Genomic DNA, 21,645 nt, shown 5'->3' on the forward strand with positions numbered 1-21,645 from the left:
ACGGATTTTATTTAGTTAAATTATGTTAATTCAACATTTTTTTTTGATTTATGGTTAAATTAAGCTAAAACCTTAGCTACCATTTCACCTATTTTAGCTGGAGATTCAACAACGTGAACTCCGTTTTCAGCTAATATTTTCATTTTTGCTTGAGCAGTATCATCATCACCACCTACAATAGCTCCTGCATGTCCCATTGTTCTTCCAGCTGGTGCAGTTTGTCCTGCTATAAAACCTACAACAGGTTTTCTATTACCATCAGCTTTAATCCAACGAGCAGCTTCAGCTTCTAAGTTACCACCTATTTCACCAATCATTACGATTGCTTCAGTTTCTTCGTCATTCATTAATAGCTCAACAGCTTCCTTTGTTGTAGTTCCAATAATAGGATCTCCTCCAATACCAATAGCTGTAGTTATTCCAAAACCTTGTTTTACAACTTGATCAGCTGCTTCATATGTTAATGTTCCTGATTTAGAAACAATACCAACTTTTCCTTTTTTGAAAATAAACCCTGGCATAATTCCTACTTTAGCTTCATCAGGAGTAATAACTCCAGGACAGTTAGGTCCTACCAAAGTACAATCTTCCTTAGCGTCGATATAAGCTTTTACTTTTACCATATCAGCGGTAGGAATACCTTCAGTAATACAAATAATTACTTTAATTCCTGCTTCAGCTGATTCCATAATAGCGTCAGCAGCAAATGCTGGTGGCACAAAAATAATAGAAGTATCAGCTCCTGCTTTTTGTACAGCTTCATCTACTGTATTAAAAACTGGTTTACCTAAATGCTCTTGACCTCCTTTACCTGGTGTAACACCTCCAACAATGTTGGTTCCATAATCTATCATTTGACCAGCATGAAAAGTTCCTTCACTACCAGTAAATCCTTGTACTATAATTTTTGAATCCTTATTTACTAAAACACTCATTGGTTTGTTTTTATTTTTAAATTTGCTATGACAAAAATAGTTTTTTAGAACTTATTTTTGAAACTTTTATTTCTTTTTTTGTTCTTTTAAGAAACGTTTAATTTCTGCGATCTCTTTTAACTTTTCTCTAGACTCTGAAATTGGGGTTCCAAAATACGATTTACCACCTTTAATAGATTTAGTTACTCCTGTTTGTCCTAGAATAACAGCTCCTTTACCAATGGTAATTCCGCTATTTGTACCAACTTGCCCCCAAATAGTTACTTCATCTTCTATTATTACGCAACCTGCAATCCCAGTTTGTGAGGCTATTAAACATTTTTTTCCAACAACAGTATCATGACCAATATGAACTTGGTTGTCAATTTTTGTACCTTCTTTAATAGTAGTATTACCTGTTACTCCTCTATCTATAGTACATGATGCTCCTAAATCTACATTATTTTCAAGAATAACAGTTCCTCCTGAAATTAACTTATCAAATCCTTCTGGCCTGTTTTTATAATAAAAAGCATCTGCTCCTATAACAGTATTAGCATGGATCGTTACATTATCACCTATACTACAATTGCTATAAATTGTTACATTAGGGTGAATTATACAATTTTTACCTATAGAAACATTTTCTCCGATAAAAACATTTGGTTGAATTATTGTCCCCTCTCCTATTATTGAAGTTTCTGAAACAATTGTTTTTGAAGCTATAAAAGGGTTAAAATACTTTATTATTTTATTAAAATCACGAAAAGGATCATCAGAAATCAATAACGATTTTCCTTCAGGACATTCTACCTTTTTATTAATTAAAACAGTAGTTGCTTTTGACTTTAAAGCTTTATCATAGTACTTAGGATGATCAACGAAAACAATATCACCTTTTTCTACAACATGAATTTCATTGATTCCTGTTATAGTAAAGTTTTTTTCGCCAACATATTCAATATTTAATAATGTAGCTATTTGCTCTAAAGTTTGTGCTTTTTTAAATTTCATTTTAAAAAGAAATTCCCGCCTTAGCGGGAATATTAATTATTCTTTTATACGCTCTTGGTATGTACCTTTAGTCGTTTCAATCTTTATTTTATCTCCTTCATTTATAAATAAAGGAACATTTACTCTTGCACCAGTTTCAACTGTAGCTGGCTTAGTTGCATTCGTTGCTGTGTTTCCTTTAACACCTGGTTCAGTATGTGTTACTTCTAAGATAACACTTGCTGGCATATCTACTGATAAAGGCATATCATCTTCTGAATTAATAATAATAGTTACAACTTCTCCTTCTTTCATTAAATCTGGAGCATCTAAAGTGCTTTTTTCTAATGTAATTTGAGAATAGTCAACTTGATTCATAAAATGAAATGTTTCACCTTCACTATACAAATATTGGAATTTGTGAGTTTCAACTCTAACATCATCAATCTTTCTTCCTGAAGGGAAAGTGTTATCTATTACTTTACCACTAGTAACACTTTTTAATTTTGTTCTAACAAATGCAGGTCCTTTTCCTGGCTTAACATGCAAAAATTCAACAACTTTATAAATGTCATTGTTATATCTCATGCATAATCCGTTTTTAATATCTGATGTTGTTGCCATTTTATATTCTTATGTTTTTATTAGTTCTTAAATTATTAACAATTCTATATTGTTAACTCGCTTTAAAATATCCTTTCATGATACCTCTATGAGAATCTTTTACAAATTGTAAAATTTCATCTCTTTCAGAAGTTGCTTGCATTTCAGCTTCAATGATCTCAACTCCTTGAGTATTATTATAATTTTTCTGATACAAAATTCTATAAATATCCTGTATCTCTCTTATTTTTTCTGTTGAAAAACCTCTTCTTCTTAAACCTACTGAATTAATTCCTACATATGACAAAGGTTCACGTGCAGCCTTAACAAAAGGTGGTACATCCTTTCTAACTAATGACCCTCCTGTTACAAAAGCATGCTTTCCTACAGAAGCAAATTGATGAACTGCTACCATTCCTGCTAATACAACATTATCTCCTACTGTTACATGCCCAGCTAATGTAGTATTATTAGAAAAAATACAATTATCACCAACAATACAGTCATGTGCAATATGGCAATATGCCATTATTAAACAATTATTACCTATAACTGTTTTCATTCTATCAGAAGTTCCTCTGTTTATGGTTACACACTCTCTTATAGTAACATTATCACCTATAATAACAGTTGTTTCTTCATCATCAAACTTTAAATCTTGGGGTATTGCAGAAACTACAGACCCAGGGAAAATACGACAATTTTTACCTATACGTGCTCCTTCCATTATAGTAACATTTGATCCTATCCAAGTTCCTGATCCAATTTCTACATTTGCATGTATTGTTGTAAAAGGTTCAATAACTACATTTCTTGCAATTTTTGCTTGAGGGTGTACGTATGCTAGAGGTTGATTCATAATTTATTTCACTTTAGAAATTTGAGCCATTAATTCGGCTTCACATACTAATTTACCATTAGCATATGCATAAGATTGCATATGACAAATACCTCTACGTATTGGTCCTATCAATTCTGCTTTAAATGTTAAAGTATCACCTGGTAATACTTTCTGTTTAAACTTAACATTATCCATTTTCATAAAATAAGTTAAGTAGTTTTCTGGATCAGGAACCGTATTTAAAACTAATACTCCTCCACATTGAGCCATTGCCTCAACTTGTAAAACTCCAGGCATTACCGGTGCACCAGGAAAATGTCCAACAAAGAAATTTTCATTCATTGTTACATTTTTCATCCCAACAACATGAGTGTCTGATAATTCAATAATTCTATCTATCAATAAAAATGGTGGACGATGCGGTAAAATATCCATTATTTGGTGGATATCCATTAAAGGAGGTTGATCTAAATCATATTTAGGAACATTGTTTCGCTTTTCTAACTTTATGATTTTAGCTAACTTCTTTGCAAAAAGAGTATTCACTAAATGCCCAGGCTTATTAGCTATTACTTTTCCTTTAATACGAGTTCCAACAAGTGCTAAATCACCAATAACATCTAATAACTTATGCCTAGCTGCTTCATTTGCCCAATGCAAATTCAAATTATCTAAAATACCATTTGACTTAACTGCTATATTATCCTTTTTAAAAGCCTTTTTTAACTTTTCCATTGTTGTATCTGATAACTCTTTATCAACATAAACAATAGCATTGTTAAGATCTCCACCTTTAATTAAGTTGTTTTCTAATAACATTTCAATTTCATGTAAAAAACTAAATGTTCTAGCTGCTGAAATCTCTTCTTTAAAATCAGAAATTTTAGTTAATGTAGCATTTTGGGTACCTAATATCTTAGTTCCGAAATCTACCATAGTAGTTACTTGGTATTCATCAGCTGGCATTAATATTATTTCACTACCAGATTCTTCATCTTTAAAAGATATTATATCTTTAACTACATATTCTTGTATTTCAGCATCTTGCTCAACTAATCCTGCAGTTTCTAGAGCTTCTACAAAAAATTTAGATGATCCATCCATTATTGGTGGTTCAGAAGCATTAATTTCAATAATTAAATTATCTATATCTAAACCTACTGCAGCTGCTAAAACATGTTCAGAAGTTTGAATTTGCACTCCTTTCTTCTCAAGATTAGTCCCTCTTTGAGTATTTGTAACATACTCAGCTTTTGCTTCAATTGTTGGCTTTCCTTCTAAATCAACACGAACGAATGAATATCCGTTATTTACTGGCGCTGGTTTAAAAGTCATTGTTACCTCATTACCAGTATGTAACCCTACACCCGATAATGTTATTTCATTCTTTATTGTTGTTTGTTTTTTACTCATTTTTGTTTTGTCGAGTATTCAACTCTTTTTCAATTTTATGAATAGTAGTTGCTATGTTTGGTAAATTTTTAAAATGTACGTAAGATTTATTATAATCTGAATAATTAAAAGCTGGGGTACCTTGAACTACGTCTCCATCTTTTAAACTTTTTCCAATACCAGATTGTGCTTGTATTCTAACCTTATTGCCTATCGTTATATGTCCAACAATTCCAACTTGTCCTCCAATCATACAATACTCTCCAATTTTAGTAGAACCAGCTACACCAGTTTGAGAAGCAATAACCGTATGTTTACCTATTTCAACATTATGTGCTATTTGAATTTGATTATCCAATTTAACACCTTTTCTTATAATTGTAGAACCTAAAGTAGCTCTATCAATTGTTGAATTAGAACCAATATCAACATTATCTTCAATAATAACATTTCCTATTTGAGGAACAGCTTTATATTCACCGTTTTCATCTGGTACAAAACCAAATCCATCAGAACCAATTACACAACCTGAATGAATTTTACAATTATTTCCTATTTGGGTTTCAGAATATACTTTTACACCCGAAAATAATGTACAATTATCTCCTATAGTAACGTTATCTCCTATATAAGAATTAGGGTAGATTTTTACATTTTCTCCTATGCTTACATTTTCTCCTATATAACTATAAGCTCCAATATACTCTTTAGCACCTATTTTTGCTGAATCAGCTATTGAATGAGGGTTCTCTCTTCCTTCTTTATTATTTTTTACTTCATTATAAAATTCTAATAATTTAGAGAAAGCTTTATAAGCATCTTCAACCTTAATTAGAGTTGTGCTAATTTCTTTTTCAGGCTCAAAATTTTTATTTACAATCGCTATACTAGCTTCAGTAGTATATAAATATGAATTATATTTAGGATTTGATAAAAAGGTTAATGAACCTGATTCACCTTCTTCAATTTTAGATAACTTTGATACTTCGGCTTCTGGATTACCTACAATCTCTCCTTCTAAAATTTCGGCTATTTGTTTTGCTTTGAATTTCATTAATCGCAAAAGTAATTATTTTTGTTTAATTACATCTTTTAATAACAAGATCATTTAACTTTGAACAAGTATTTTAGGGTAACAAAGGTAATATTTCACCACTGGTTTGGTTAAAGCTAAAACATTTAATTGATCTGATGCTTTAGCAATATCTTTCAATTTCCCTTTTTTTGTGTATATTTTTATAGGTTTTTCGGTGTTGTATGCTTGATTTGAAATTTTATTAGAAAACACAAAGTAATTAAGTGCTTCTTTATTTAAGTTAAGCCTATCATTTACTATGGTTATTGTTTCTTTTATCGACTTATCAGTAAATGGAGTTTCTTGAATTTTAATCTTGAGTAACTCTCTATTAACAATCATTTTAGATAAATTTGATAAAATAAAATCGTCATGATTTATCCATTCTTTAATAGCTGATAAAATATCATAATCATCTAATCTAGAAAATATTTTTAAAGTTTCTTTAGTAAAATTATTACTTGATATTGTATTATAAAGAAAATGTTTTAACGCTTTACTTCCAAACAATTCTACTCCATTAGATGCTAACTCTTTTGCTCTTTTTAATACATTGACTAAAATACTTTCAGCAACGATTCCTGTTTTATGTAAATATACTTGCCAATACATTAAGCGTCTGGCAATAATAAACTTTTCAACAGAATAAATCCCTTTTTCTTCTATCACTAGCTCATCATCAATTACATTCATCATAGCTATTAACCTATCAGACGAAATATTTCCTTCAGTAACACCTGTGTAAAAACTATCTCTTTTTAAATAATCTAACCTGTCAATATCTAACTGACTTGATATTAATTGGTATAAAAACTTTCTATGATATCTCCCTTCAAAAACTTCAATAGCCAAACTTAATTTCCCATTAAACTCTTCGTTTAATTCTCTCATAAATTTTAATGAAATTTCTTCATGAGATATTCCATTAACAATACTGTGCTCTAATGCATGAGAAAATGCTCCATGACCAATATCATGTAGCAAAATTGCTATACATAAGGCATTCTCTTCTGCTTCAGAAATTTCAACATTTTTTGTTCTTAATACAAGAACTGCTTTTTGCATTAAATGCATGCATCCTATTGCATGATGAAAACGAGTATGATTTGCTCCTGGGTACACCAAATTTGATAATCCCATTTGAGTAATTCTCCTTAATCGTTGAAAAAAAGGATGCTCAATAATGTCAAAAATTAACGTGTTAGGTATAGATATAAATCCATAAATTGGATCATTTAATATTTTTAATTTATTTGTTTGTGGCTTATTCAAAATAGATAATTGCTTCAATTTTAAGCAAAAGAATTATAATTTATTAACAAAACCAAATAACCGATAGCTTTATTAACGTATTTTTAGCTTTTACAAATACAACAAAACTTATATTTAGCGTTAAATATAAGCTAACACGATAAAAAAACATATGCGAAATATAGATATACTTTGGGTTGATGATGAAATAGATTTACTAAAACCACACATTTTATTTTTAGAAAAGAAAAATTATAAAGTAACATCGTGTACTAACGGTACAGATGCTATAGACTTAGTAAACGAAGAAAATTTTGACATTGTTTTTTTAGATGAAAATATGCCAGGAATTACTGGTTTAGAAACTTTAGCTGCTATTAAACAAATAAACGCAAATCTTCCAGTAGTTATGATTACTAAAAGTGAAGAAGAGTATATTATGGAAGAAGCTATAGGTTCAAAAATTGCTGATTATCTAATTAAACCCGTGAACCCTAATCAAATACTATTAAGCTTAAAAAAGAATTTAGATCATTCTCGATTAGTATCAGAAAAAACTACTTCTAGTTACCAACAAGAATTTAGGAAAATCTCTATGGATTTAGCTATGGTTAATACATATGATGACTGGACTGATTTATACAAAAAACTTGTACATTGGGAACTTGAACTTGAAAACATTAACGATACTGGAATGCTTGAAATTTTAGAATCGCAAAAAACAGAAGCTAATACTCAGTTTTTCAAATTTATTAAGAAGAACTATCAGGATTGGTTAACTAATGATGATAAACCCACATTTTCTCACACACTTTTTAAAGATTACATTATACCTAATTTAAGTGAAGACCAAGGTGTTTTATGGGTTGTAATTGATAATCTTCGTTATGATCAATATCGAGTGTTAGAACCATTTATCAACAACTATTATAAAAAAGAAGAAGAACATTCATACTATAGTATTTTACCAACTGCTACTCAATATGCAAGAAATGCAATATTTTCAGGTTTAATGCCTTCTGAGATGGAAAAATTACATCCTGAATTTTGGAAAAATGATACTGATGAAGGTGGTAAAAACCTATATGAATCTGACTTTTTAACATCACAAATTCAACGTTTAAACTTATCATTACAGCACGAATACTACAAAATTGTTTCTTTAAAAAGTGGTAAAGATTTAGCTGATAATTATAATGGAACTAAACAAAATGATTTGACTGTGATAGTTTATAATTTTGTAGACATGCTTTCACATGCAAAAACAGAAATGGAAGTTATAAAAGAACTTGCAGGTGACGATAAAGCTTATAGATCATTAACTGTAAGTTGGTTCAAAAATTCACCTTTATATGAAATCATTCAAAAAGCACAAAAATTAGGACAAAAGTTAATTATTACTACTGATCATGGTACTATTAACTCTAAAACTCCTACCAAAGTAATTGGAGATAAAAATATTAGTTCTAACTTACGTTATAAAACAGGAAGAAGCTTAAGCTATGAAGATAAAGATGTTTTTGCTGTAAAAAATCCAAAAGATATTTTTTTACCATCTGTAGCTATAAACAGTCCTTTTATTTTCGCTAAAGAGGATTTATTTTTTGCTTATCCTAATAACTATAATCACTTTGTTAAATATTATAAAAATACGTATCAACATGGTGGTATCTCATTAGAAGAAATAATTATACCTTGTGGTGTTTACAATCCTAAATAAAATGAGAAAAACATTTTTTTTTATTTTATTATTTACTTTATGTTTAAACATTTTTTCTCAAAACCAATACGACAAACTCAGTAAAGCTGCCATGAAGTTAACTGAACAAAAAGTAACTTATGATCCTAGCTATTTTTCAATATCTTATCCCAATGGGGATACTCCTAAAGATAAAGGTGTTTGTACAGACGTAGTTATTCGTACCTATAGAATTCTTGGTATTGATTTACAAAAAGAAATTCATCTAGATATGAAATCTAATTTTAATCTATACCCAAAAATCTGGGGATTAAGAAAAACTGACACCAACATTGACCATAGAAGGGTTCCAAATTTAATGACATTTTTTAAACGAAAGGGCACTATAAAAACAAATTCTACAAATGCTAAAGATTATCTTCCTGGAGATATTGTTTGTTGGAATTTACATGGAGGAGTTACTCATATTGGGATAGTTGTTAATAAAAAATCAAATAATAAAAAACGTTTTATGATTGTTCATAACATAGGTGCTGGCCAAATACTTGAAGATTGCTTATTTAATTTTAAAATTATTGGTCATTATAGATATAAAAACTAAATTTCTATACTCTCATAAAGTTCTTTATTTTTGTTTTTATGGATAAAAATTATTCTTTAAAAGAAATACCTTTAATAGCTGAAGAAGTTATTAAAAATTTACAAAACAAAATAGTTTTATTTCAAGGTGAAATGGGCGTTGGTAAAACTACTTTAATCAAAGAAATTTGTAAGGTCTTAGGAGTTGAAGATGTGGCTCACTCCCCTACTTTTTCATTAGTAAATGAATATCATACTAATAATAATGGAATTGTATATCATTTTGATTTTTATAGAATTGAAACAGAAGAGGAGGCATACGATATGGGAATAGAAGATTATTTATACAGTAATCAATTGTGTTTAATTGAATGGCCTGAAAATGTTAAAAATTTGCTACCTTTAGAAGCTACTACTATTCAACTTTCATTATTGGAAAGTGGTGAACGTAATATTCAACTAAAAACTAACTAATGAGCTCTATTTCTTCGCCTTTTACTAAAGAACAATTAATGCCACAGCCTGAAATGCTTGAAATAAAAAAGCAAAAAGGAGAACTTTTTATAGGCTTACCTAAAGAAACTCATTTTGAAGAAAAGCGAATTAGCTTAACCCCTGATGCTGTTTCTGCATTGGTTGCTCATGGGCACAGAATTGTTGTTGAAACTGGAGCTGGAGATGGTGCTAATTATTGTGATAAAGAATATTCAGATGCTGGAGCTAAAATTTCTTATGATATTAAAGAAGTTTTTGCTTGTAATATAGTTTTAAAAGTTGAGCCACCTTCTCTTGATGAAATTAAAATGCTTAATCCACAAGCTGTTCTTATTTCTGCTTTGCAATTAAAAACTCAAGATAAAAAATACTTTGAAGCATTAGCTAAAAAAAGAATTACTGCCATTGCTTTTGACTATATAAAAGATGATCATGGTGTATACCCTATTGTAAAATCACTTAGTGAAATCGCAGGAATTGCCTCTATGCATATTGCTGCAGAACTAATGACTACAGCTAATGGTGGAAATGGTTTATTATTAGGTAATATTGGTGGCGTTCCTCCAAGTGACGTAGTAATTATTGGTGCTGGTACTGTTGGTGAATTTGCTGCTAAATCTGCTATTGGATTGGGGGCTAGAGTTAAAGTTTTTGACAATTCTATAACTAAATTAAGAAAACTACAAAATTGCATTAATACTCCAATTTACACCTCTACTATTCAACCTAAAACATTAGCTAAAGCATTAATGCGATGTGATGTTGCTATAGGTGCTTTAAGAGGTAAAAATAGAGCGCCAGTAGTTGTTACTGAAACTATGATTGAACAAATGAAAAAAGGTGCTGTTATTGTTGATGTAAGTATAGACAGAGGTGGTTGTTTTGAAACTTCTAAAATTACTACACATAGTAAACCTACTTTTACAGATAGTGGTGTGATACATTATTGTGTTCCTAATATACCTTCAAGGTATTCTAGAACTGCTTCTTTTTCTATAAGTAACATTTTTACTCCTTACTTACTTGAAATTGCTGAAGAAGGTGGCTTTGAACATGCTGCTCGATTTGATAAAAGCTTACGAAATGGAATGTATTTTTACCACGGTATTTTAACAAACAAAACAGTTGCTGATTGGTTTGATTTACCATATAGAGATATTAACTTATTGTTTCTATAAATCTAATTATTAATATTATAACTTGGTAAATTAAATTCAAAAACACTTCCTTTATTTACATAACTATTAACAGTTATTTCTGTTTTGTGAAGTTCCATTATTTTTTTAACGATAGCTAAACCTAAACCAATACCTTGTTCCTTATTGGTTAATGTAGCCTTCATGTGTCGATCAAAAATTAATTCTTGATCATGCTCATAAATACCTGGTCCATTATCTTTAATTTTAACTGAAACATAACCTTGCTTATTAGATAAGTATATTGTTATTTTACCATTAATTGGTGTAAACTTTATCGCATTATCCAATATATTCTGTATTGCTCTTTCAATTAATTTGACATCTGCCATTACCGGTGGTAATGATGTTTTAACAATCATAGATATTTTTATATTCTTGTTTTTTGCTAATATCTCATATCGTTGTTTAATATCTAACATTAAATTAGTCAGGTAAAATGGCTCTAAATTTATTTCAATTTGTTTTATTTCAAGTTTAGAATACTCAAATAGTTGATTTACTAAGTTGGATAAATAACAAGCACTCTTTTCTATTATATCCATAAACTCTTTTCTATCATTAATAGCAATACTCCCTTCTTTTATTTTTAAAGTTTCTATATACCCTCTAATAGCTGTTAAAGGAGTTCTTAAATCATGTGAAACATTAGCTATTAGTTCTTTTCTAAAACTATTTATAGACTCTTTTTCTTTAATATTATGCGATATCGTTTGAGCCATGTTATTATATGTAACAGCTAAAACAGATAAATCAGAATTATATGGGTTGGGTATTCTACTACACAAATCTCCCTCCTTAAACTTATTTACATGATGAATGATTGTACGTAAACTTTTAGTTAAAAACCAAATACTTAACCAACCTATGAAAACAGCAAAAATCATAGTTAATAAAGTTGTTCTAGTACATAACTTAAAAAAATAGTCGGTAAATAGTGAATCACAAATCTGTTGAAATTTTTGACTTGCCAATATTATATATATATAACCTTCCTTATTATTTTTCACAAAATGAGCTGCTGAAAATATTTTTTGTTTCCCAGCTTCTCTAGGGTCATCCCCCAATATATACTGCTCTTTATTTTGTATAAACTTTTTTACAGGTAATAAACTAATCTTCTTTAATGGCTTATTCGGATTCGTATGATCTAATACTACTGAATACAAAATTTCTCCAGATTCATTTAGTAAATACACTTCTATAGCTCTATTAACAGCCATCATATCATGCATTATATCGCCAAATAAACTTTTATTTACAGAGCCATCATCTAAAAAAGGAGAATTCTTTTTGAACTTCTCTTCTATTAAATGATTAGCAATATTAGCATTAAGTCTTTGAGTAGTTTCGCTATAAAACTTTTTAACTGAGAAAAACGTTAAAGAAATATACACTATTCCTACAATAAAAATTAGTGTTAAAAACGTAAATCCTAATTTTAAGATTAATTTATTCGATACTGCTTTGTGATTTTTCATGGGAGGGTATCTTTAACTCATCGTTAAACTTATACCCTACCCCCCAAGTAGTTAATATAAATTTAGGGGTTACCATATTTTCTTCTATTTTACCTCTCAATCTATTTATGTGTGAATTTACTGTATGCCTATAACCATCAAAGTCATATCCCCATACTAATTCTAATAATTTCTCTCTACTATAAACTTTACCTGCATTTGACGCCATTAAAACAAGTAAGTCAAACTCTATTGGTGATAAGTTTATTTCTTTGTTTTTTAAAAGAACCTTGCGCTTATCTATATTTATAGATAACTCTTTAAATGTTAATTCATTGTTAGATTCAATTATTTTTTTGGTTCCCGAAGTATTTTCAAACCTCCTAGTTACAGCTTTCACTCTAGCAATAAATTCTCTTACGCTAAAAGGTTTTGTTATATAATCATCAGCTCCTAACTCTAAACTTAATACCTTATCTAGTTCCTCTGTTTTTGCAGTTAGCATTATTATTGGAGTTTGCTTTACTAACCTAATTTGTTTGCAAACCTCTATTCCATCAATATTAGGTAACGTAATATCTAATATTATTAATGTAAAATCATCATTTAAAGCTTTCTCTAAACCTACATCTCCTTTAAAAGCCTTAATAATAGTATAATTAAGGTCTATTAAATGAAATTCTAACAATTTAGAAATTGCAACATCATCTTCAATAATAAGTACTTTTTTCATTTACAAGTATAATAGCATAAAAAACTGGGGAAAGGCTAACATATAAAATTTAGTCGTGATATAAAAATGATTTTTCTGTGATACTTCCGTGATACTTATAAAAGTTCTTTACCTCATTAAAATTAGCTGCAGCTTTTTTATACATCATAAATACTAACTTAAAAACTATTTTATGAAAAAATCAGCTTTATCACATAGTTCTAATTCTTTAGAATTATATAAACAAAGCAAAGAGGTAAACCAAATAAATAGAGAGTTTAACTTTAATGCTATTAGTAATTTGTCCCCTGAAAATCAAAACCTATTTATAGAATATGGTATTGCAAAAAAAACAACATCTACATTTAAAAGCGTTCTCAATGCTTTTGAATATTGGTTAGGAAAAACTCCTAATAATGTAGCTGCTTCATTTTTAAATGATACAATAACCTATAAAGAATTAGATAATGAAGCTACCATTTTAGCTCTTATTTTAAAACAAAAAGGAATTAAATCTGGAGACACTATTGGTCTGTACACACATCGGTCTATTCATTTTCTAATTGGTATTGTTGCCGCACTTAAATTAGGGGCAATATATGTGCCTCAAGACCCACGGATTGTACCACCAAAAATGTTGAAAAACATTAGTGAATTAAGTAATCAAAAAATGATACTAACCTTTTCAAATTACAAAGAAAGTGTATCTTTTTTTTCTACTAAACAAACTATTCTAATTGATAAAGAATTAAAAAAGAAGATTTACAGAAATTTATATGGCAACATAAAACTTATTAATTATAAGAATGATAATATTAATAAAATTTGCTTCATTTTATTTACATCTGGTACAACAGGGCTACCTAATGGAGTTCAAGTAACTCATAAAAACTTATGTAATATTCTTTTTAACTCTCCAGGTAACTTAGGAATAAAACCAGGTACAAAAGTAGCACAATTGCTAAATATTTCCTTTGATATGGCTGCTTGGGAAGTTTTAGGCTGCCTAGGTAATGGAGGCACTTTATTAATAAGAGATAAAGATATTAACGAAACAGCTCAAAAAGCTAATGTAATTATCGCTACACCAACTGTTTTAACTACAATTAACTATAAAAAATGTAAAAATATAGAAACTGTGGCTGTTGCTGGAGAACCTTGTCCAGTTATACTTGCAAACACTTGGTCAAGAATTTGTAATTTTTACAACTCTTGTGGCCCAACAGAAACTACTATTGTGAATACAATGAAAAAATGTATTCCAGGAACAAGTGAATTATCAATTGGTAAACCAACTCCTAATAACACTGTTTATATTTTAAATGAAGATATGAAACCAACAAAAATTGGTGAGGTTGGTATTATGTGGGCTGGTGGAGATTGCGTTACAAAAGGCTATTTAAATAACGATATTTTAAATGCTAAAAAATATTTAGATGACCCTTTTTTGTCAAAAAAAAGTAAAATGTTTAATACTGGTGATTTAGGAAAATGGAATGAGGCTGGAGAATTAATTCATTATGGAAGAGTTGATGATCAAGTAAAGATTAAAGGCTTTAGAGTAGAACTAGATGCTATTTCAAAAATAATTGAAGGTTTTAAAGAAGTTAAAAGAGCAGTAACATTAAAACATCAAAACTTTCTAGTTTCATTTATTGGATTACAAGCAAAAACTAAAACTAATCTTACTGAGCTTATAAAAAAAGCAATAGAGAAAGAACTACCATATTACTATGTACCCAATGAATTTATCTTTTTAAATGAACTTCCTAAAACTTCTAGAGGGAAAATTGATAAAAGGGAGTTAAAAAAATCTTTAAATAAATAAATCATGGAAAATATCATATTACCTCCAAAAAAAAGTTTTCTATATAGATTAGGAAAACATCCTTGGTTAATACCATATCATCGTTTATTTATACTTATTTCATTAATAAATATTGGTATTTTTATAAAGGCATATACCACTTGGAATTGGTTTAAAGCAGAAGGAATTGAAATTGATAAAATAGCCCAGATAATTATATTCAATTTTGCCTTAGGAATTTTAATTAGACAACAATATGTTATTAATTTATTATTTAAGATCGCAACTAGTCCACCTAAAAATTGGCCTTTATTTATAAGGAGAATTTGTGCTAAAGTATACCACTTTGGTGGCATACATAGTTCTTCCACATCAATGGGAACTCTTTGGTATTTAATTTTTGTAGGTTCACTATACTACCATTATTTAAATTATTTGCCAGGTGTTAATATTGAAATTATCATCATAACCACTATGATCTTGGCTCTATTAATTGTAATCATTCTTATGGCTTTACCTCAAATTAGAGCAAAATACCATAATCAATTTGAATTAACTCATAGATTAGGTGGATGGACAGTGCTGATTTTATTTTGGGTACAAATGTTTTTGTTTATTAATATTCAAAATACTCACAATACACTTTTTTACAGTTCTGATTTCTGGATATTAATCACTCTAACAATAAGCGTTATTTTACCTTGGTTACGACTTAAAAAAGTAGATATCGAAATAGTGAAACCTTCTAACCATGTAGCGCTTACATCTTTTAACTATGGGGTTACTCCTTTTGCAGGTTCATCTACTGCTTTAAGTAAAAACCCTTTATTAGAATGGCATTCTTTTGCTAATGTTCCTGCTCCTGATAAAGATGGATTTAGATTAACCATATCTAGAGCTGGAGATTGGACTGGTAACTTCATTTCTGATAAACCTGAAAAAATTTGGGTTAAAGGTATACCAACTGCTGGAGTTGGTAACGTAGATAAACTATTTAAAAAAATTATTTGGGTTGCTACAGGAAGTGGAATAGGTCCTTGTATTCCACATTTACTATTAAATGAAACTCCATCCGTTCTTATTTGGGCTACAAGAAATCCAGAAAAAACATATGGTGAAAAATTAGTAAATGAAATTAAAGCAGTTCAACCTAATGCTATTATATGGGATACAGATGCTAATGGAAAACCCGATCTAGTTAAGCTTGCTTATAAAGCATATAGTGACTTTAAAGCTGAAGCTGTAATATGTATATCTAACCAAAAACTTACTCAAAAAGTTGTTCATAATATGGAATCTAGAGGAATTCCTGCTTATGGAGCTATTTGGGATTCTTAAAAATTAATTTAAACATAATAAAAATGAACGTACTATTTGAACAAATAGGAAGGGTTGTTGTTGCCAAGCTAAATCGACCTAGCGCATTAAATGCGTTAAATACTGAAACCATGTATGAGCTAATATCTAAACTAGAAAAATTTGATAAATCACCTTCAGTAGGCTGTATAATTATCACTGGAAGCGAAAATATTTTTTGTGCTGGTGCAGACATTAAAGAAATGGCATCTAAAAATTTTTCTCAAATGTTTGAAGAAGATTATTTTGGATATTGGGAAGTATTTTCAAAAATAAAAACCCCTATAATAGCTGCTGTTTCAGGCTACGCTCTTGGTGGAGGCTGCGAATTAGCAATGATGTGTGATACAATTCTTGCTTCAGAAAATGCAGTATTTGGTCAACCAGAAATAAAATTAGGAGTTATACCTGGTATTGGTGGTACTCAAAGGCTTACTTCCTTGGTAGGTAAATCTAAAGCTATGGACATTATCCTTTCAGGAAGAAATATTGAAGCTAAAGAAGCAGAGAACATTGGATTAGCTTCCAAAATTATTTCACAAAACAACTTCTTAAACAAGGTCATAAAATACGCCCAAAACATTGCTAATTATTCTAAAACTGCATTAATAGCTTCGAAAGAAGCTATTAATCAATCATTAGAATGCAGTTTAAAAGATGGAATTGTATTTGAACGAAGAGTATTTCATTCTCTATTCAATACTCAAGATCAAAAAGAAGGAATGGATGCTTTTTTAGAAAAGCGAATAGCAAATTTTAACTCAATTTATCAACCAATTAAAAAATAACTTTACCATGAAAAATTTAATAATATCATTTGTAGTACTTACTATATCTGTACTTAACATTTACAGTCAAGAAGAAAAAGAAAATAAAACAAGTTTTGCAATTATGCCTATACATAATAGTGGCGCAGGATTTAATAATGTTTTCTTAGGATCACATCAAATAAAACCAAAAACAAATTTAACTTTTTATAGTGTTTTTTGGGTAAATCCATCTTTTGGTAATCAAGGTAAAGATTTATTTTTAGAAACTGGTATTGGTTTAGGCTACTCTTTAGCTAATAATAAGCTTTATTTAAACCCTAGCTTAGGTTTTGGTCATGGAAAGTTACTATCAGGTGCTGCTGAAACTAAAATTGCTGAAAGTATAATACCTAGTTTGTTTATGATTTATAATTCTGGTAGATTTGAATTTGAAGCATATACCGCTTATTATAAAAGTTTAAGAGGTGAAGGTAACTCACAAGACTTAATGCTTAATTGGGTTATACCAGGGTTTAAAATTAATAAGAGTTTATCTATTGGAGGGTTTTATGAACATCTAGGTCAAACAAGAGCAGATAGTGGAAATACAATTACCTTATACCAATACTTAGGTGCTTATATTAAAACTACTCTTAATAATGGTGTTTGGTTTAGATTCGCAGCTGGACCAAATATTTCTGGTGATCGTGTAAACTCAAAAGAATTTTATAAAATACAAGCTTTTATACCTATATAAAATTAACTTTTACTGATTTATAACTTGAAAAACCAAAGAGAATAATATCTTTGGTTTTCTTTTTAATAAAAATCACAAGAATCTAATATTATTTTATAACTCTAACCTTAATTATCTCTACTTTTGCATTCAGAAAAAATTTAATTATGCAGTTATTAAAACGTTTTGGATATTACCTTATAGGATTAGCATTAGGCTCAGTTGCTGTATTGTTTTTTTGGAAAAACAAAAATGTCTCTTTTGATTATGGTATGGATGCAAGAACTTTAAAATCTATAAGAATTAAAAAACGTCTATTTTCTAACGATGTTAAACAAATACTAGCTACAAAAAAAATTGATACTTCATATATTTCTCAAATTTTAAAAAATGGAGATGTTGATTTTGGCAAAAGTAAAGCAAGACAAAAACCTTGTGCTGAATATTATATTACTGGTAAAGACAGTTTAAAAAACATGAGTTTATACGTAACACGTTGTGATTCTACTTCAACTATTGATAAAATATTTATCAATTAACGATATTTATCATGTAAACCTATACCTTTTAATATCATAGGTATTATTTTTTCTAAACGCTTTTGTTTTGTAGTTTCACGTTTAGCTTCTATTAAATAATTTACATATTCTCGTTGTTTACTTAAACTGAAAGAATCAAATTTTTCTAGAAGTAATGAATTACTATCCAATTCATTTTGTAATTGTTGAGGAATTATAATAGGTGTTTTATTTTTTTGTGGTTTTATTGCTTTTCCTTTTTCAGCATTATCAATAGCTTCTAGAACATAACTTTTTACTAGTTCAACATCAATATCTTTTAATGAATTAAATCTCCACTGTCTCATTGCTTTTGTTTTTCCCTCTTGTGCGTTTATAAGTAATTTGTTTTCATCTTTCAAAAATATTCCTTGATGAAACCATAAACCACAATAATTTTTAAAAGCCGACATCCCTATTATGTTTTTCCCTTTATATAAATAAGCTGGAATTCCCCATTTTATATCTTCCTCTAATGGTAATTCTTGTAAAGCAGAACGCAAGAGTTTTAACTCTTGCGTCCATTTATTTTTGTCTTGTATATATTCTGTTACTTTTAAATTCATTTTTTTAAATAGAGTTATCACCTAAGGACATCATCCAACTAACACCATATTTATCTTTTAGCATTCCAAATTTACCTCCCCAAAAAGCTTCCGCAAAAGGCATTAAAATAGTACCTTCTTCAGCTAATCCATTAAAAACAGTTAACGCTTCATTTTCATCTTCTGCATTTAAACTAATTGCAAAATTATTTCCAGCTTTAAAATCCTCCTTTTCATTTAAGAAGTCAGAAGCTAAAATAGCCATATTTCCAACCTCCAAAGTACAGTGCATAATAAGTTCTTTTGCAAAGTCAGGAATCATATTGCATATTTCTTCAGGTGCTTCTTTAAATTGCATTAGCATTGTTATTTCACCACCTAAAATATCTGCATAATACTTCATTGCCTCTCCACAATTACCGTTAAAATGTAAATACGTACTAGTTTTCATACTTTTTTAAATTAGTTTGCTACTTCACTCATAAACCTAATTCTCATCAATCGTAATTCATCTTCATCATAATCTCCATCAAACTCATCAAGTGCATCTTGTATTTTATCCGTTTCAGCCTCCATGAAATATTCACTTATCTCTTCTTGCTGATCTTCATCTAATAAATCTTCTATTGCATAATCAATATTAAGTTTAGTTCCAGAAAATACAATAGCTTCCATTTCCTTAATTAATTCAGGCATTTCTAACCCTTTTGATTTTGCTATGTCATCTAATGGTAATTTCCTGTCAGTATTTTGAATAATGTATAACTTTAATCCAGAGTTTACTCCAGTACTTTTTACTATTAAGTCATCAGGCCGCATTACATCGTTTTCTTCAACATAATTCGCTATCAATTTTACAAAATCTTTACCATATTTTTTAGCTTTACCTTCTCCAACACCGTGAACCTTCGATAACTCTTCTAAGTTTATTGGATACTTTAAGGCCATATCATCAATTGAAGGATCTTGAAAAACAGCAAATGGAGGTACTCCTAATTTCTTACCAACATTTTTCCTCAAGTCTTTAAGCATTGCTACTAACTTATTATCTACACCAGCACCATTAGATTTAGTATTAGTGATAATAGTACCATCGTCATCAGTAGCATATACATGATTCTCTGTCATCATAAATGATGTTGGACTACCTATAAACTCTTTTCCTTTTTTGGTTAATTTTAAAACACCGTATTGTTCAATTTCTTTTTTAATTAAATCTACTACTAATACTTGACGTATTAAAGCCATCCAATAATGATTATCTTTATCTTTTCCTATTCCAAAAAATGGTTGTTGTGTGGTTTTATGAGATTTTAATAATGCGTTTTCCTTACCTATTATAGTATTTACCACTTCTTTAGGTTTGTACATTTCATTAGTATCTCTAATTACTGAAAGTAGCTTTACTACTTCATTTTCTGCTTCATGTTTCTTTTTAGGGTTACGCATGTTATCATCCAAATCTGCACCTTCTCCATTTACAGCGTCAAACTCTTCTCCAAAATAATGCAATAAATATTTACGCCTATTCATTGATGTTTCTGCATAACCTACAACTTCTTGTAATAAAGCATGCCCTACTTCTTGTTCAGCTACAGGTTTATTTGCCATAAACTTCTCTAACTTTTCAATATCTTTATACGAATAGAAAGTTAAACAGTAACCCTCTCCTCCATCTCTACCTGCTCTACCAGTTTCTTGATAATAACTCTCTAAACTTTTTGGTATATCATGATGGATAACAAAACGAACATCTGGTTTATCTATTCCCATTCCGAAGGCAATGGTAGCAACAACAACATCACAATCTTCCATCAAAAACATATCTTGATGTTTAACCCTTGTTTTTGCATCTAATCCAGCATGATAAGGCACCGCATTTATACCATTAACCTGTAATACTTGTGCTATTTCTTCTACTTTCTTACGGCTAAGACAATAAATAATTCCTGATTTACCTATTCTAGTTTTGATAAATCTAATTATATCTTTTTCTATTTCCTTTGTTTTTGGACGTACTTCATAAAATAAATTTGCCCTGTTAAAGGAAGCTTTAAAAACATTGGCATCACTCATACCAAGCGTTTTTAATATATCTTCTTGTACTTTTTCTGTAGCTGTAGCTGTTAAACCTATTATTGGAACATTATCAATTTGTTTAATAATCGCTCTAAGGTTTCTATACTCAGGTCTGAAATCATGCCCCCACTCTGAAATACAATGGGCTTCATCAATTGCCACAAAAGAAATTTTTTGTTGCCTTAAAAAGGTTACATATTCCTCCTTAATAAGTGATTCAGGAGCAACGTATAACAACTTTGTTATTCCGCTTTCTATATCAGATTTTACTTGGCTTATTTCTGTTTTATTCAAAGATGAATTTAAAACATGTGCTATTCCTTTATTTTCTGAAATCCCCCTTATAGCATCAACTTGATTTTTCATCAAAGCAATTAATGGAGAAACAACAATAGCTGTTCCTTCTTTCATTAGTGCTGGTAATTGATAACATAATGATTTACCTCCCCCCGTAGGCATGATCACAAACGTGTTCTCATTATTTAAAATGCTATTTACTACATTTTCTTGTAAACCTTTAAACTTATTAAATCCAAAGATTTTCTTTAATGCTTCATATAAATCCGACTGCTCTATACTCATTTCTTTTAATATAAAATTAAAAAC

21 protein-coding genes are annotated in these 21,645 nt (G+C 29.4%); 9 read left to right on the forward strand and 12 right to left on the reverse strand.

Translation table 11 applies throughout. The annotated features are described in order from the left end of the window. Positions 1–59: 59 nt before the first annotated feature. The 7 genes from sucD to BLV71_RS14710 all read right to left on the reverse strand — a co-directional run bounded on the left by sucD (position 60) and on the right by BLV71_RS14710 (position 7,108). Complete coding sequence (gene sucD, locus BLV71_RS14680) at positions 60–935, reverse strand: succinate--CoA ligase subunit alpha (protein WP_093871270.1); 876 nt, start codon at positions 933–935, stop codon at positions 60–62. A 66-nt stretch (positions 936–1,001) separates the two neighbouring features. Next, positions 1,002–1,928 carry a UDP-3-O-(3-hydroxymyristoyl)glucosamine N-acyltransferase gene (locus tag BLV71_RS14685; RefSeq protein WP_093871271.1) on the reverse strand — a complete coding sequence of 309 codons (927 nt, stop codon included), beginning with the start codon at positions 1,926–1,928 and terminating at the stop codon, positions 1,002–1,004. A 36-nt stretch (positions 1,929–1,964) separates the two neighbouring features. Beyond that, on the reverse strand, positions 1,965–2,531 hold the full coding sequence (efp, locus tag BLV71_RS14690) for an elongation factor P (protein ID WP_093871272.1): 567 nt from the start codon (positions 2,529–2,531) through the stop codon (positions 1,965–1,967). Between the two features lie 52 nt (positions 2,532–2,583). Continuing rightward, a complete protein-coding gene (gene lpxA, locus BLV71_RS14695; RefSeq protein WP_093871273.1) occupies positions 2,584–3,369 on the reverse strand; it encodes an acyl-ACP--UDP-N-acetylglucosamine O-acyltransferase in 786 nt (261 codons plus the stop codon). A 3-nt stretch (positions 3,370–3,372) separates the two neighbouring features. Next, a complete protein-coding gene (locus BLV71_RS14700; protein ID WP_093871274.1) occupies positions 3,373–4,764 on the reverse strand; it encodes a bifunctional UDP-3-O-[3-hydroxymyristoyl] N-acetylglucosamine deacetylase/3-hydroxyacyl-ACP dehydratase in 1,392 nt (463 codons plus the stop codon). Then, positions 4,757–5,797: a UDP-3-O-(3-hydroxymyristoyl)glucosamine N-acyltransferase gene (lpxD, locus tag BLV71_RS14705; RefSeq protein ID WP_093871275.1), complete on the reverse strand. Its 1,041-nt coding sequence runs from the start codon at positions 5,795–5,797 to the stop codon at positions 4,757–4,759. Before lpxD ends, BLV71_RS14700 begins: the two co-directional genes overlap by 8 nt. A gap of 54 nt (positions 5,798–5,851) precedes the next feature. Then, the gene (locus tag BLV71_RS14710; protein WP_255405211.1) at positions 5,852–7,108 is read right to left on the reverse strand and encodes an HD domain-containing protein; all 1,257 of its coding nucleotides are present in this window, start codon (positions 7,106–7,108) and stop codon (positions 5,852–5,854) included. Positions 7,109–7,241: 133 nt separating this feature from the next. On the opposite strand from BLV71_RS14710, the gene BLV71_RS14715 reads away from it, so the two are divergent. From BLV71_RS14715 to BLV71_RS14730, 4 genes are read left to right on the forward strand one after another with little or no spacing between them, the layout of a single operon-like run. Beyond that, complete coding sequence (locus BLV71_RS14715; protein WP_093871277.1) at positions 7,242–8,789, forward strand: T9SS response regulator signal transducer PorX; 1,548 nt, start codon at positions 7,242–7,244, stop codon at positions 8,787–8,789. 1 nt (position 8,790) lies between these two features. After that, on the forward strand, positions 8,791–9,369 hold the full coding sequence (locus BLV71_RS14720) for a DUF1287 domain-containing protein (RefSeq protein WP_093871278.1): 579 nt from the start codon (positions 8,791–8,793) through the stop codon (positions 9,367–9,369). A 38-nt stretch (positions 9,370–9,407) separates the two neighbouring features. Beyond that, positions 9,408–9,821, forward strand: coding sequence for a tRNA (adenosine(37)-N6)-threonylcarbamoyltransferase complex ATPase subunit type 1 TsaE (tsaE, locus tag BLV71_RS14725; protein ID WP_093871279.1), 414 nt, complete (start codon positions 9,408–9,410; stop codon positions 9,819–9,821). Further along, a complete protein-coding gene (locus tag BLV71_RS14730; protein WP_093871280.1) occupies positions 9,821–11,020 on the forward strand; it encodes an alanine dehydrogenase in 1,200 nt (399 codons plus the stop codon). The genes tsaE and BLV71_RS14730 overlap by 1 nt, the downstream gene beginning before the upstream one ends. A 2-nt stretch (positions 11,021–11,022) precedes the next feature. Here BLV71_RS14730 and BLV71_RS14735 read toward each other — a convergent pair whose 3' ends face one another. Both BLV71_RS14735 and BLV71_RS14740 read right to left on the reverse strand, forming a co-directional pair. Then, positions 11,023–12,519, reverse strand: a complete 1,497-nt coding sequence (locus BLV71_RS14735; protein WP_093871281.1) for a sensor histidine kinase — start codon at positions 12,517–12,519, stop codon at positions 11,023–11,025. Then, a complete protein-coding gene (locus BLV71_RS14740) occupies positions 12,491–13,231 on the reverse strand; it encodes a response regulator transcription factor (protein WP_093871282.1) in 741 nt (246 codons plus the stop codon). Before BLV71_RS14740 ends, BLV71_RS14735 begins: the two co-directional genes overlap by 29 nt. Before the next feature lie 172 nt (positions 13,232–13,403). Between BLV71_RS14740 and BLV71_RS14745 the strand changes: the two genes are divergently transcribed. The 5 genes from BLV71_RS14745 (at position 13,404) to BLV71_RS14765 (ending at position 18,397) form a co-directional block, all read left to right on the forward strand. Further along, the gene (locus BLV71_RS14745; RefSeq protein WP_093871283.1) at positions 13,404–15,038 is read left to right on the forward strand and encodes an AMP-binding protein; all 1,635 of its coding nucleotides are present in this window, start codon (positions 13,404–13,406) and stop codon (positions 15,036–15,038) included. Between the two features lie 3 nt (positions 15,039–15,041). Beyond that, positions 15,042–16,355 carry a ferredoxin reductase domain-containing protein gene (locus BLV71_RS14750; protein WP_093871284.1) on the forward strand — a complete coding sequence of 438 codons (1,314 nt, stop codon included), beginning with the start codon at positions 15,042–15,044 and terminating at the stop codon, positions 16,353–16,355. 23 nt (positions 16,356–16,378) lie between these two features. Beyond that, entirely contained in the window at positions 16,379–17,161 is a 783-nt protein-coding gene (locus BLV71_RS14755) for an enoyl-CoA hydratase-related protein (protein ID WP_093871285.1), read from the forward strand. Positions 17,162–17,168: 7 nt separating this feature from the next. Then, positions 17,169–17,879: a DUF6733 family protein gene (locus BLV71_RS14760; protein WP_093871286.1), complete on the forward strand. Its 711-nt coding sequence runs from the start codon at positions 17,169–17,171 to the stop codon at positions 17,877–17,879. A gap of 146 nt (positions 17,880–18,025) precedes the next feature. After that, the gene (locus BLV71_RS14765) at positions 18,026–18,397 is read left to right on the forward strand and encodes a DUF4258 domain-containing protein (protein ID WP_093871287.1); all 372 of its coding nucleotides are present in this window, start codon (positions 18,026–18,028) and stop codon (positions 18,395–18,397) included. On the opposite strand, the gene BLV71_RS14770 is transcribed toward BLV71_RS14765, so the two are convergent. From BLV71_RS14770 to BLV71_RS14780, 3 genes are read right to left on the reverse strand one after another with little or no spacing between them, the layout of a single operon-like run. After that, positions 18,394–18,981, reverse strand: coding sequence for a YdeI/OmpD-associated family protein (locus BLV71_RS14770; RefSeq protein WP_093871288.1), 588 nt, complete (start codon positions 18,979–18,981; stop codon positions 18,394–18,396). The two genes, BLV71_RS14765 and BLV71_RS14770, sit on opposite strands and share 4 nt — an antisense overlap. A gap of 4 nt (positions 18,982–18,985) precedes the next feature. Continuing rightward, positions 18,986–19,411 carry a VOC family protein gene (locus BLV71_RS14775; RefSeq protein ID WP_093871289.1) on the reverse strand — a complete coding sequence of 142 codons (426 nt, stop codon included), beginning with the start codon at positions 19,409–19,411 and terminating at the stop codon, positions 18,986–18,988. Positions 19,412–19,422: 11 nt separating this feature from the next. Further along, the gene (locus tag BLV71_RS14780; protein ID WP_093871290.1) at positions 19,423–21,621 is read right to left on the reverse strand and encodes an ATP-dependent DNA helicase RecQ; all 2,199 of its coding nucleotides are present in this window, start codon (positions 21,619–21,621) and stop codon (positions 19,423–19,425) included. Between the last annotated feature and the right edge of the window lie 24 nt (positions 21,622–21,645).

Source organism: Tenacibaculum sp. MAR_2010_89, assembly GCF_900105985.1.
Taxonomy (GTDB): domain Bacteria; phylum Bacteroidota; class Bacteroidia; order Flavobacteriales; family Flavobacteriaceae; genus Polaribacter; species Polaribacter halocynthiae.